General features: G+C 56.9%; 10 protein-coding genes and 1 pseudogene. 3 read left to right on the forward strand and 8 right to left on the reverse strand.

The features are described from left to right. From HMPREF3143_RS13450 to HMPREF3143_RS13485, 8 genes and pseudogenes are all read right to left on the reverse strand, one after another. Positions 1 to 1,351: pseudogene (locus HMPREF3143_RS13450) on the reverse strand (MFS transporter); the annotation flags it as partial. A gap of 181 nt (positions 1,352 to 1,532) precedes the next feature. After that, positions 1,533 to 2,720: a quinone-dependent L-lactate dehydrogenase gene (gene lldD / locus HMPREF3143_RS13455; protein ID WP_008502721.1), complete on the reverse strand. Its 1,188-nt coding sequence runs from the start codon at positions 2,718 to 2,720 to the stop codon at positions 1,533 to 1,535. Next, positions 2,717 to 3,490, reverse strand: a complete 774-nt coding sequence (lldR, locus tag HMPREF3143_RS13460; protein WP_032654503.1) for a transcriptional regulator LldR — start codon at positions 3,488 to 3,490, stop codon at positions 2,717 to 2,719. The genes lldD and lldR overlap by 4 nt, the downstream gene beginning before the upstream one ends. After that, the gene (gene lldP / locus HMPREF3143_RS13465; protein WP_025910565.1) at positions 3,487 to 5,142 is read right to left on the reverse strand and encodes an L-lactate permease; all 1,656 of its coding nucleotides are present in this window, start codon (positions 5,140 to 5,142) and stop codon (positions 3,487 to 3,489) included. Before lldP ends, lldR begins: the two co-directional genes overlap by 4 nt. A gap of 271 nt (positions 5,143 to 5,413) precedes the next feature. Then, the gene (locus HMPREF3143_RS13470; RefSeq protein ID WP_008502724.1) at positions 5,414 to 5,776 is read right to left on the reverse strand and encodes a YibL family ribosome-associated protein; all 363 of its coding nucleotides are present in this window, start codon (positions 5,774 to 5,776) and stop codon (positions 5,414 to 5,416) included. 58 nt (positions 5,777 to 5,834) lie between these two features. Beyond that, positions 5,835 to 6,425: a mannitol operon repressor MtlR gene (gene mtlR, locus HMPREF3143_RS13475; RefSeq protein ID WP_008502725.1), complete on the reverse strand. Its 591-nt coding sequence runs from the start codon at positions 6,423 to 6,425 to the stop codon at positions 5,835 to 5,837. Beyond that, the gene (gene mtlD, locus HMPREF3143_RS13480) at positions 6,422 to 7,585 is read right to left on the reverse strand and encodes a mannitol-1-phosphate 5-dehydrogenase (RefSeq protein ID WP_084832029.1); all 1,164 of its coding nucleotides are present in this window, start codon (positions 7,583 to 7,585) and stop codon (positions 6,422 to 6,424) included. Before mtlD ends, mtlR begins: the two co-directional genes overlap by 4 nt. An 85-nt stretch (positions 7,586 to 7,670) precedes the next feature. Continuing rightward, the gene (locus tag HMPREF3143_RS13485; protein ID WP_021242437.1) at positions 7,671 to 9,578 is read right to left on the reverse strand and encodes a PTS mannitol transporter subunit IICBA; all 1,908 of its coding nucleotides are present in this window, start codon (positions 9,576 to 9,578) and stop codon (positions 7,671 to 7,673) included. 658 nt (positions 9,579 to 10,236) lie between these two features. Between HMPREF3143_RS13485 and HMPREF3143_RS13490 the strand changes: the two genes are divergently transcribed. The 3 genes from HMPREF3143_RS13490 (at position 10,237) to HMPREF3143_RS13500 (ending at position 12,431) form a co-directional block, all read left to right on the forward strand. Further along, complete coding sequence (locus HMPREF3143_RS13490; protein ID WP_008502729.1) at positions 10,237 to 10,593, forward strand: DUF3302 domain-containing protein; 357 nt, start codon at positions 10,237 to 10,239, stop codon at positions 10,591 to 10,593. 2 nt (positions 10,594 to 10,595) lie between these two features. Beyond that, positions 10,596 to 11,732 carry an HlyD family secretion protein gene (locus tag HMPREF3143_RS13495; RefSeq protein ID WP_021242439.1) on the forward strand — a complete coding sequence of 379 codons (1,137 nt, stop codon included), beginning with the start codon at positions 10,596 to 10,598 and terminating at the stop codon, positions 11,730 to 11,732. Between the two features lie 90 nt (positions 11,733 to 11,822). After that, positions 11,823 to 12,431, forward strand: coding sequence for a glutathione S-transferase (locus HMPREF3143_RS13500; protein ID WP_008502731.1), 609 nt, complete (start codon positions 11,823 to 11,825; stop codon positions 12,429 to 12,431). Positions 12,432 to 12,484 lie beyond the last annotated feature (53 nt).

The raw sequence follows: 12,484 nt of genomic DNA on the forward strand, positions 1-12,484 counted from the left end.
ACGGGAGTGACCATAGATTCCGTTTTCCAAGCGGACCCCTTATGCCGCATTTTGTAGACAGTTGCCGCCGCGGCTAGCAGAGCGGGCACGCTGAGGATCATTAAAATACTGTCTGCCTGCCACTGCATGGAAAGAAGCTGGGCGCTGGTCATGGTTCCCGCCACGCCGCCAAAGCGGCCGATGCCCTGCATCCAGGCGATGCCCGTCGCGCGGCACTCGGTAGGGTAAAAGGTGGCGGCCAGGGTCTGCATGCCCGACTGCGCACCGTTCATCGCGATCCCCATCAGGAAGATCAGCCCGCCAAACAGGGCGATATGGTTATGCTCAATGCCCAGTAACAGAATAAGGCCCATCGTCAGGACGAAACCACACGCAACCACCCTGTGCGCTTCCCAGCGGTCCATCATCCAGCCCGCGAGCAGGATCCCCGCGGTACCGCCGAAGGTGAACAGCGAAGTCAGCCATGCGGATTCCGCCAGGGCATAGCCCATCCCCTGCATCAGCGTCGGCATCCAGCTCAGCAGGACGTAATAAATCACCAGTCCCATAAAGTAGGTGATCCACAGCATCAGGGTGCCGGGTAGCCAGGGCATGGAAAACAGCTGCGACACGCTCCCTTTTTTAGACGCGACCTTCTCCTCCGCCAGGAAAAGCCCGTGACGCCCTCCAGCGTGCTGCGCGAGAACCGGCTGGCGATACGGCGGATCTGCATGACATCTTTCCCGCGCTGCACCAGAAACTTCACCGACTCCGGTAAAAGCAGCGCCAGCAGCAGCGTTAAAATCAGCGGCGCAATTGCCCCGGTCAGCAGCACGCTTCGCCAGCCGTGGTGGGGAATCAGCCAGGACGAGATCGCGCCGCCGCCCGCCGCACCCAGAGGGAAGCCGCAGTACATGGTATTGATCGCCATCGCGCGACAGCGCTGGGGGGCAAACTCGGAGATCAGCGTAATGGCGTTCGGCATGGCGGCACCGAGCCCCAGGCCGGTCAGGAAGCGCCACAGCGTCAGGGTATTCAGGCTTTGCGCCCAGGCCGTCCCCAGGCTCGCGAGGCCGAAGAACAGGCAGGAGAAGACCAGCACGCGCTTGCGTCCCATCCGGTCCGATACCGGACCGGCAATCAGCGCGCCCAGCGACAGCCCCAGCAGCGCCGCGCTCAGCACCGGCCCCAGATCCTGCTTATGGATCCCCCATTCTGCCGACAGCGTGGGCGCGATGTAGCCCATCGCCGCCGTATCAAAGCCATCGATCGCCAGAACCAGAAAGCCCAGCACAATGAGCAGCCAGTGAAACCCTGAAAAGCGGCTGTCGTCGATCACCTGCTGAATATCCACCTTACCTGAATAGGTCATACGCTCCCCTCTGATGTGATGTTGTTTTTGTGTTCTTGTCTTTGCTTGTCTATACAATTGCGGGAGACAGGTAGATGTCAAATTTTCTTATCCAATATGTTATCTGGATGTTATTTTTGGCGTAAAAAAGCGCCCGAGGGGGAGATCGGACGCATGAGAAGAGGTGTTAACGAGGGGTAATTCAGGCCGCGTTTCCCTGAGCAAGCGGAGCCAGCGCTGCCGGTAATTTGCTTAACTCCTGAACCAGAGAATCCCTGCTGATTTCGCTAATCGTTTTTGCACCGGTCAGCGTCATCGCTACCTTCATCTCTTTTTCGATCAGGTTAAGCAGATTCGCCACGCCCGCCTGGCCCGCCGTCGCCAGGGCGTACAGATACGCGCGGCCCAGCAGCACGCTGTCGGCACCCAGCGCAATCATGCGCACCACGTCCAGCCCGTTGCGGATCCCGCTGTCGGCCAGGATGGCAATATCGCCTTTCACCGCATCGGCAATGGCCGGCAGGGCGCGGGCGGAAGAGAGCACGCCGTCGAGCTGGCGTCCGCCGTGGTTAGAGACCACAATCCCGTCTGCGCCAAAGCGGACCGCGTCGCGGGCATCTTCCGGATCGAGGATCCCCTTGATCACCATCGGGCCGTCCCAGAATTCGCGGATCCACTCCAGGTCTTTCCAGGAGATGGACGGATCGAAGTTGTTCGCCAGCCAGCCGATGTAATCCTCCAGCCCGGTGGGTTTACCCAGATACGCCGAGATATTCCCCAGATCGTGTGGACGACCGTTCAGGCCGACGTCCCACGCCCACTGTGGATGCGTTACCGCCTGCCAGTAGCGGCGGAGCGCCGCATTTGGGCCGCTCATGCCGGAGTGGGCATCGCGGTAGCGCGCGCCGGGGGTCGGCATATCAACGGTAAAGACCAGCGTGGAGCAGCCCGCCGCTTTGGCGCGCTCGAGCGCGTTACGCATAAAGCCGCGATCCCGCAGGACGTACAGCTGGAACCACATCGGGCGCTTGATGGTCGGGGCGACCTCTTCGATCGGACAAACCGAGACGGTAGAGAGGGTAAACGGAATGCCTTTGGCATCCGCCGCCGCGGCGGCCTGCACTTCACCACGGCGGGCGTACATGCCGCATAAGCCGACAGGCGCGAGCGCGACCGGCATGGAGAGCGTTTCGTTGAACAGTTTCGTCTCAAGGCTGAGGTCAGACATATTCTTCAGCACGCGCTGGCGCAGCGCCACCTCCGACAGGTCTTCCACGTTGCGGCGCAGGGTGTATTCGGCATACGCCCCGCCGTCAATATAGTGGAACAGGAACGGGGGCAAAATGCGCTGCGCCGCGGCGCGATAGTCACTGGCTGCTGAAATAATCATGCTTTGTTCTCCCTGGAAATATCACTGTCGCCAGGCAGACGGGTAATACGCGCCTGTCGGGCCTGGTCTTCATCGAATCGTTTAATCGTGGTGTGCACGAAACCGAGATGCGCCATCATCGCTTTGCGTGCGGCCTCGGCATCACCGGCCAGAATGGCGTTGAGCACCGCCTCGTGTTGTTCGGTCAGTTGGGCAAACACCGGCGGAACCAGATACATCCGCTGGCGGCTCTGCTTCACGGAGGATTGCAGCAGGTCGAAGAACCCGCGCATGGTCTGGAGCAGCACCACGTTGTGCGACGCCTCGGCAATCGCCAGGTGAAAGCGCACGTCCGCCTGGGAGGCGATATCCGGGTCGCTGCTTTGCGTGGCCTCAAAGCAGGCGATGAGTTTCTCTTTGTCGGCCTCGGTTGCCCGCATGGCCGCGTGCCAGGCGGTACTGGTTTCGATGGCGTGACGCGCTTCAAGGATGTCGAAGCTGTAGTCGGGGTCGTTCTCCATCAGCGTTTTCAGCGGCTGAACGATGTTTTGCTCGGACCAGTCGTCATGCTGCCAGCGTACAAAGGTGCCGCCGCCGCGACGGCTTACCAGCACCCCTTCGCTGACCAGCGTCGCCAGCGCCTCGCGCAGTGAATTGCGCGACACGCCAAGCTGGGCGGCGAGCTGGCGTTCGGCGGGCAACTTCATGCCCGCTTCCAGCTGTTGTTCTTCAATCAGCGCCCGCACGCGAGAGGCAATCTCGTCGGACAGGCGTCTGGGCATCACTATCATGGGATCATCCAGGTTAAGACATAGGCCTGCAGGGTGGTGATCACCCCGACCATGCAGGTGAATATCAGGCTGTGTTTCACGGTAAAGCGGAACAGATCCGACTCTTTACCGACCAGTCCCACCGCCGCACAGGCAATGGCGATGGACTGCGGGGAGATCATTTTCCCGGTCACGCCGCCGGTGGTATTTGCGGCCACCAGCAGGACGTCCGACACGCCAATCTGCTGGGCCGCCGTTGCCTGCAGTGCGGCAAACAGGGCGTTAGACGAGGTATCGGAACCGGTCAGGAACACCCCCAGCCAGCCGAGGAACGGCGAGAAGAAGGTGAAGGCGTGGCTGGTATGGGACAGCGCCAGTGCCAGCGTTGATGACAGACCGGAGTAGTTCGAGATAAACGCGAACGCCAGCACCATGCCGATGGAGTAAATCGGCAGCATCAGCTCTTTAACGGTCGCCGCAAAGGTCTGTACCGCAGCCGCAGGTTTCATGCGCAGCCACACCACGGAAAGAATAGCGGCAAACAGGATGGCGGTCCCGGTGGCGGAGAACCAGTCGAATTTATAGACCGCGGCATACGGCGTGGCGGCGTGCACTACCGGCGGCATACGGGCGACCATCTTGTCGAGGAACGGGACAGAAACGTTAATGACCATGTCGTACAGCGCGCCGCCCGGGGCGAACAGGGCTTTAAACGGCGGGATGCTCCACAGCGTAACCGTGGCGGTCAGGAACAGGAACGGCGACCAGGCGCGGATCACCTGGCCTGCGGTGTAGCCGGTGCGGGCCAGCGTTTGATCGACCTGCGAAGCGCCCATGTCGGCGAAGCGGAAAATACGAACCGGCTGCCAGCGTTTCAGGAACAGCGTCAGGCAGACCAGCGACACCAGCGAAGAGATGATGTCCGGCAGCTCCGGGCCAAGGAAGTTCGAGCTGAGGTACTGGGCAATCGCGAACGAACCGCCCGCCACCATCACCGCAGGCCAGGTCTCCTTCACGCCGCGCCAGCCGTCCATAATCGCCATGATCCAGAAGAGGACGATAATGGTCAGGAACGGCAGCTGGCGGCCAACCATCTGGCCAATCTCAAAGCTGTCCAGACCGGTCACCTGGCCCGCCACCAGAATCGGAATACCCATCGCGCCAAACGCCACCGGCGCGGTGTTCACAATCAGGCACAGGCCCGCGGCATACAGCGGGTTAAAGCCCAGCCCCACCAGCAGCGCGGCGGTGATCGCCACCGGTGCGCCAAAGCCTGCCGCGCCTTCCAGAAACGCCCCGAAGGAGAAGCCGACAATCAGCATCTGCAGGCGCTGGTCCGGCGTGATGGAGAGAATCGACGAGCGGATGATGTCGAACTGCCCGGTTTTCACCGAGATTTTATAGACGAAGACCGCCGCGATGATGATCCACGCAATCGGCCACAGGCCGTAGAAGAAACCGTAGACGACGGAGGCCAGTGCGCGATCGACCGGCATCTTGTAGAAGAACAGCGCCACCATCAGGGCGATGGCGACGGTGTACGTCGCGGCAAGGTAGCCCTTCAGCTTGAGCTTAATCAGCGCAAAGAAGAAGAACAGGATCGGCAGCGATGCGATCAGGCTCGACAGCCAGATATTTCCGGCCGGGTCGTAGTTTTGTTGCCAGAGGCTCATGCAGGTCTCCTGGGGACCAGACAGCCTGCGCTGCGGGTGAGTCTCCGCTCATCTCTGCGTCACAGTCTGTGTAAAAGTGGTCCTGCCAATGTTGTGTTGTAGGGTTAATGACAATGAATGGTTAACCAGATGTTATGAGCTAGCAATGGTTTTGTGAGCGGAAATAATGGAATTGTGAACCGGGGGAGGATTGATTGCGCTATTGGTTGGACCAATTCACGCGAAGGGGAAAAGAGTAGGCCGGGTAAGCGCAGCGCCACCCGGCATGAAATCAGAACGCCGTCTTACAAAAACCCGTCATCTCTTTCAGGCCCATTTCGCGGCCAAGCTCGGTCATCGGGTGAACCACCACCAGACCACGGACGCTTTTCTTCAGCTTGCCCATGTCGGCCTGCTCTTTTTTGGTGATCGCACGGCGGTGCGGCATGTTCATCAGCTTCTGCGCTTCTTTGCTCAGCTTCTGGCCTTTGACCTCGCGCAGGCGCTCGATCTCCGCTTCCAGCTTCGCGGTCTCTTTCTCAAGCTCGGCGTACTTCTCGGCGGAGTCGACCAGCGACAGGCCCGCCATCTGGTGGCGGATGAGATCCAGGCGGTCGCTCAGGCGTTTAATTTCGTTCTTTTCGACTTCTTTCATGACAAATAACTCTGAAAACGGGGAATTTACAGGGAAGGATACACCAATGTGAGCAGGCTTACTTCTGAAACGCTTTTTTTAAGCTGATTCGGGAAATCAGCTCAGTCAGGGAAAGGACCATCGTAGAACGGACAACCTGTTGATAACGCAGCTTTTGCATCGCGTAGAGCTCCGGGTCGCTGTTATCAAACTGCGGTGCCGGAGGAAGCGCGGTGACGCAGTGCAGCTCGCCGAACGGCCCCAGGATCTCATCGTCGGTAAAGGTGTATTCGTTACCGTCATGGTTGAGTTCTTCGCGCAACGCCATTAGCAGCTCCGCATCTTCATACTCTTGTCGGTTCAGCACGCCAAGACCATAAATCAGCTTCAGACGCACGGATAGATCGCCCAGCGGTCCGTCTCCGTCCAGTAACGGTTCTACAGCATATTTTACCGCGTAGTCGTCTTTGCGAAACACCTGAAGCACCAGGATATTCACCGCCTCGGTTAACAGCTCGACGGCGGCAATCAGGAAGCTTCGTACGGTTTTGCCAGCATTCAGACGCTCAAGCACACGATTTTCAAAGGCCTGGGTTTGTTCCATTATTGCCTGCATATCTGACAATCTGTAATCAGGGCGCAGGATTACCTGCGCCGCATTCTGCATCATTTGGTTGCGTTGTATGCGTTAACCGCCTCCACAACCACGTCGCTGTTGGCGTCCAGACCGGAAATCTGCGCCAGCGCAGCCTGCGCGCCCTGGGTATCAATCAGCTGAGCCAGTTCCTGCGCCTGCGGGTCCTGCTCGCTGCGGTAGTGCATCGCGGCGGCAATTCCTTTCACCAGGTTGGCGTGCGGCAGACCGTATTCCAGCGTGCCCAGCAGCGGCTTAATCAGGCGGTCGCCCGCGCTCAGCTTACGCAGCGGCTGGCGGCCCACGCGCTCAACGTCATCTTTCAGATACGGGTTTTCAAAGCGACCGAGGATTTTCTGGATGTATGCTGCGTGTTTCTCAGCATCAAAACCGTAGCGTTTGATCAGCACCGCGCCGCTCTCTTCCATTGCCCCTTTTACCACCGCGCGGATCTTCTCATCGAGGATCGCATCACGAATGGTCTGATGACCGGCCAATTTTCCGAGGTACGCGGTTATAGCATGCCCGGTGTTCAGCGTGAAGAGTTTGCGTTCGACAAATGCCATCAGGTTATCGGTTAATTCCATTCCCGGAATAGTAGGCAAGTCGCCTTTAAACTGGGTTTTATCAACGATCCACTCGCTGAAGGTTTCCACGGTCACTTCCAGCGGGTCGTTGGTGGCAGATTCTGACGGCGGAACGATGCGGTCCACGGCGGAATCCACAAAACCGACGTGCGCTTCCACCCAGGCTTTGTCTTCATCTGCCACAGCGTTGAGAACGTGGCCTTTCAGCTGCGTGGTGCCGCGCACCATGTTTTCACAGGCGATGATGTTCAGCGGGGTGTCGATACCCTGCGCTTTACGTTTTGCCAGGCCTTTCGCGACCGCAGGGGCGATGCGCTCAAGCACAACCGGGCCCACGGCGGTGGTGACCAGATCGACGCTGGCGATAAGATCAATAACGTCGTCGCCGATGCTGCTGACCGCGTTGACGCCAGATACTGTCTCAACCTGCTCGTTTTCGCCCACCACATGGACCTGATAGCTATGACGGGCATTCAGGGCATCCAGGACGACCTGATTCACATCGGCGAATGTCAGGGTAATGCCCGCGTCTGCCAGCAGTTTACCGATAAAACCACGACCGATATTACCTGCGCCAAAATGTAATGCTTTCATAGTGTTAACCTTCATCAATGTTTTTACCCGAGAGGGCTGGGGTGAGGAACGTTTTCCCCTCACCCTAGCCCTCTCCCCGGGGGGAGAGGGAGGAGTACCGTTATTTGTTAAGCAGAGCCAGAACTTCTTCAACGCTGGTGGTGTTCGCCAGACGCTCAATAACCGTTTCGTCATCCAGCGCGTTGGTCAGGCTGGTAATCACCTGAATGTGCTCGTTGTTGCGAGCGGCGATACCAATGACCAGACGGGCGATGTCATCTTCTTCTTCACCGAAGCGCACGCCCTGCGGGTACTGACAGAATACGACGCCGGTTTTCAGGACGCGATCTTTCGCTTCAACCGTACCGTGCGGCACCGCGATGGATTCGCCCAGATAGGTTGGCGTCAGTTTTTCGCGTTCCAGCATCGCGTCGACATATTCAGGCTGAACGTAGCCGCCTTTCACCAGCTGCTCACCGGCAAAGCGAATCGCGTCTTCTTTGGTGGCCGCGGTACGACCGAGGAAGATGTTTTCCGCACCCAGCTTAAACAGGTGGGCATTGCTCTCGTCAAAGCTGTCCTGCAGGCTGGAGCGCACTTTCACTTCGTTGTCTTCGTGACGCTGCGCGGCAACCAGACGTTCGGTCAGGCTGGTGTACAGGCCGCTGTCGAGGAAGTTGGTCAGCGAAATGTGCTGTGCCTGTGGTACCTGTCGCATGGCGCGTTCGGTCAGATCGCGGTGCGTAATCACCAGGTCAACATCCGGCGGCAGGCTGTTAATGGCGCTGTTGGTCACGGAGATGTTGGTCAGGCCTGCATCCTGCACTTTCTTACGCAGCACGCCTGCACCCATTGCGCTGGAACCCATACCGGCATCACAGGCAACGATGATTTTACGCACGTGGCTCAGGTCGTTAGAAACATCACCTGCTGCCAGTGGCGTTGCGCCTTTGGATTCGGCTTTCATGTCGTGCATACGACGGGTTGCGGCTTCGATGTCATCATCTTCTTTCACCTTGCTGGTTTTCAGCAGGATAGAAGAGACCACGAAGGAGACGGCCATTGCCGCAAAGATAGCTGCGAGGTTCGCGAAATAAGCGCCTTTTGGCGTCATCGCCAGTACCGCCAGGATAGAACCCGGAGAGGCCGGAGAAACCAGACCGCCGCCCAGGACGCTCAGCGTGAACACGCCGGTCATACCGCCGAGGATAACGGCCAGGATCAGACGTGGGTTCATCAGCACGTATGGGAAGTAAATTTCGTGGATACCGCCCAGGAAGTGGATGATCGCCGCACCGCCAGCAGACTGTTTTGCGCTGCCACGGCCAAAGAAGATGTACGCCAGCAGTACGCCCATACCCGGACCCGGGTTGGCTTCAATCAGGAAGAAGATGGACTTGCCGAGATCGTGAGACTGCTGAATACCCAGCGGCGAGAAGATACCGTGGTTGATGGCGTTGTTAAGGAACAGGATTTTCGCCGGTTCAACGAAGATCGACGCCAGCGGCAGCATCTCATGCGCCACCATGAAGTTTACGCCTGCCGCCAGAACTTTAGACAACACTTCAACCGCAGGGCCAATGCCGAGGAACGCCAGAATGGCGAGGATCATCCCGATGATGCCCGCAGAGAAGTTGTTCACCAGCATTTCGAAGCCGGATTTGATCTTACCATCAACCCAGACGTCGAATTTCTTAATCGCCCAACCGCCCAGAGGACCGGCAATCATCGCACCGAGGAACATCGGCATATCCGCACCGACGATAACACCCATGGTTGTGATGGCACCCACGACGCCACCACGGTCACCGCCCACCAGACGACCCCCGGTGAAACCGATGAGCAGCGGCAGGAGATAGGTAATCATTGGGCCAACAAGTTTCGCCAGCGTTTCGTTAGGCAACCACCCTGTCGGAATGAACAATGCAGTGATGATACCCCACGCGATAAACGCGCCGATATTTGGCATCACCATGTTGCTGAGGAAACGACCAAAGCTTTGAACTTTGATCTTGAAATCGGATGACATAAAACACCCCTTCTTCTGTTTACGCTTAGGCTTATGGCCCGAGGTTTATTGTTAATGAGGCGGCAGAGGTAGCCGGGCCCTGTTCTGATGCTGTGAAATCTGGCACTGAATCGTTCAACTGTCCAGACAGGGAAAATTTATGTGATGCGTGTCACGTAAAGGCAGGGGGTAGGGATGTCAATGAAGTGATCTCAATCACAAAATAAGTGGGCAAAAAAAATACGATGGCGAGAAAAAAAGCAAAATCCACCCCTTTGTGTGATTGCTGTCACGTTTTGTCATGGCGTGTTTGTTTCTGGATTGTGACTGATTTCACAAAATATTTTTATGCAGATTTCTCCGGCTGTGATCGGCGGCAAACTCTGCTTCGCGTTTCAGCGCCAGGATGATATGGCACGACACGATAAGCTAAAAAACCACTTTTGATGTGTGGTATGGCGAAAAGTTAAAAGGTGGATTACGCTCATATTGTAAGGTTAAGTCTATTATTATTCAGGATATATTTTGACACGCTTATAAACTTGCATGGAGATATTATAAAAACTCATACTCCCCGGCTCGGAAATAGTAAGCACATCCCCGTGTTTATAAAAAAATTAATTAGGTTGCGTACCGTTTTATTAATTTAATGAGTTGACGTTGTTTAAGTGAGGAGAATATGTTTCTCAACTATTTTGCGCTGGGCGTATTGATTTTTGTATTTCTGGTTCTCTTTTACGGAATCATCGCCATCCATGATATTCCTTATAATATGGCCAAAAAGCGTAACCATCCGCATGCCGATGCCATTCATACGGCAGGCTGGATTAGCCTGTTTACACTCCATGCCATCTGGCCATTCCTGTGGATTTGGGCCACGCTGTACCGCGAAGATCGCGGCTGGGGCATGCAAAACCACATCACAAAGCCTGATGAAGTTCCGGGCATGGATGCGCTGGCCAAACGCGTGGCGGAACTCGAACAAAAGCTGGCTGCAGTACAGCCCACTGCTGATAAGAACACGCTGGAGCGCTAATCATGGATCTGTTGATTATTTTGACCTACGTGGCATTTGCCTGGGCCATTTTTAAAATATTCCGAATTCCGGTCAACCAGTGGACGCTTGCCACCGCAACATTAGGCGGCGTATTTATTGTTGCCGGTCTTATTCTGTTAATGAACTATAACCATCCGTATACCTTTACGGCGCAAAAAGCGGTTATTTCTATTCCAATCACGCCGCAGGTGACCGGTGTGGTCAGTGAAGTCACGGATAAAAATAACCAGCTTATTAAAAAAGGCGAAGTGTTATTTAAACTGGATCCTGGCCGCTACCAGGCGCGCGTCGACAGACTCCAGGCTGACCTGGTAACCGCGACGCACAATATCGATAACCTGAAAGCGCAGCTGTCGGAAGCGGTTGCCAATACCACACGCGTCTCCGCTGAGCGCGATCGCCTCTATAAAGATTATCAGCGCTACCTGAAAGGCAGTCAGGCGAAGGTGAATCCTTTCTCTGAAAGCGATATTGATAACGCGCGGCAAAACTATCTGGCACAGGATGCCATGGTGAAAGGCTCCGTGGCTGAGCAGGTGCAGATTCAAAGCCAGTTAGACAGCATGGTGAACGGCGAGCAGTCGCAGATTGCTTCGTTACGTGCCCAGCTTGCCGAAGCCAAATATAACCTGGACCAGACCGTAGTGCGTGCGCCGAGCGATGGTTACATCACCCAGGTGCTGATCCGTCCGGGGACCTATGCCGCCGCGCTGCCTCTGCGTCCGGTGATGGTCTTCATTCCTGAACAGAAGCGTCAGATTGTGGCCCAGTTCCGCCAGAACTCGCTGCTGCGTCTGAAACCGGGCGATGAAGCGGAAGTGGTGTTTAACGCCCTGCCGGGCCAGGTATTCTCCGGGAAGCTCACCGCAATTCTGCCGGTGGTGCCGGGGGGAACCTATCAGGCGCAGGGTGCGCTCCAGTCTCTGACGGTCACGCCGGGCACGGATGGCGTGCAGGCCATCATCGAGCTGAGCCCTGACGCTGAAGTCGATGCCCTGCCGGACGGTATCTATGCCCAGGTGGCGGTCTATTCGGACCACTTCGCCCACGTCTCGGTCATGCGTAAAGTACTGCTGCGTATGACCAGCTGGATGCACTACCTCTACCTCGATCACTAATCCTTCCAGGGCAGGAATGCGACATGCAGACCTGCCCTTTTTTCATCGCTTGATCCATACTGACTTTTTTCCGGCATTAAGGATCAGGCAATGAAACTCATCGGCAGCTACACCAGTCCCTTCGTGCGAAAAATCTCGATTCTCCTGCTGGAGAAGGGGATTGAATTTGAATTTGTGAATGAACAGCCTTACAACGCGGAAAACGGCGTTGCGCAGTACAACCCGCTGGGAAAAGTCCCGGCGCTGGTCACGGACGAGGGCGAGTACTGGTTCGATTCCCCAATTATTGCCGAGTACATTGAGCTGCTGGGCGTTGCCCCGGCTATGCTGCCTGCTGACCCAAAAGCGGCGCTGGCGGTGAAGCAGGTCGAAGCCCTGGCCGACGGTATTATGGATGCGGCATTAACCTCCGTACGGGAGCAGGCAAGGCCCGCTGCCCAGCAGTCGGAAACGGAACTGTTACGCCAGCGGGAAAAAATCAGCCGCAGCCTGGACAGGTGTGAACAGCTTATCCGGGAGGGAAAGATCGACACCGACAGCCTGAACCTGGGGACCATCGCCATCGCCTGCGCGATTGGTTATCTCAACTTCCGCCACGTCTCCCCGGGCTGGTGCGTCGACCGTCCGCTGCTGGTGAAGCTTGCAGACACGCTGTTTAGCCGCGAGAGCTTTGCCCGTACCGAACCACCAAAGGCTTGACGCGGGTTATAACACTTCGCCGTCGGAGGCGGTACAATCCCCCCACATGTTAA

It is taken from the genome of Enterobacter sp. HMSC16D10 (assembly GCF_001807145.1).
In the GTDB taxonomy this organism is placed as follows: Bacteria; Pseudomonadota; Gammaproteobacteria; order Enterobacterales; family Enterobacteriaceae; genus Enterobacter; species Enterobacter roggenkampii.

Bases quoted from the DNA above. Each gene is read 5' to 3' on its own strand.
- lldD (WP_008502721.1), bottom strand. From the start codon at position 2,720: ATGATTATTTCAGCAGCCAGTGACTATCGCGCCGCGGCGCAGCGCATT.
- lldR (WP_032654503.1), bottom strand. From the start codon at position 3,490: ATGATAGTGATGCCCAGACGCCTGTCCGACGAGATTGCCTCTCGCGTG.
- lldP (WP_025910565.1), bottom strand. From the start codon at position 5,142: ATGAGCCTCTGGCAACAAAACTACGACCCGGCCGGAAATATCTGGCTG.
- HMPREF3143_RS13470 (WP_008502724.1), bottom strand. From the start codon at position 5,776: ATGAAAGAAGTCGAAAAGAACGAAATTAAACGCCTGAGCGACCGCCTG.
- mtlR (WP_008502725.1), bottom strand. From the start codon at position 6,425: ATGATGCAGAATGCGGCGCAGGTAATCCTGCGCCCTGATTACAGATTG.
- mtlD (WP_084832029.1), bottom strand. From the start codon at position 7,585: ATGAAGGTTAACACTATGAAAGCATTACATTTTGGCGCAGGTAATATC.
- HMPREF3143_RS13485 (WP_021242437.1), bottom strand. From the start codon at position 9,578: ATGTCATCCGATTTCAAGATCAAAGTTCAAAGCTTTGGTCGTTTCCTC.
- HMPREF3143_RS13490 (WP_008502729.1), top strand. From the start codon at position 10,237: ATGTTTCTCAACTATTTTGCGCTGGGCGTATTGATTTTTGTATTTCTG.
- HMPREF3143_RS13495 (WP_021242439.1), top strand. From the start codon at position 10,596: ATGGATCTGTTGATTATTTTGACCTACGTGGCATTTGCCTGGGCCATT.
- HMPREF3143_RS13500 (WP_008502731.1), top strand. From the start codon at position 11,823: ATGAAACTCATCGGCAGCTACACCAGTCCCTTCGTGCGAAAAATCTCG.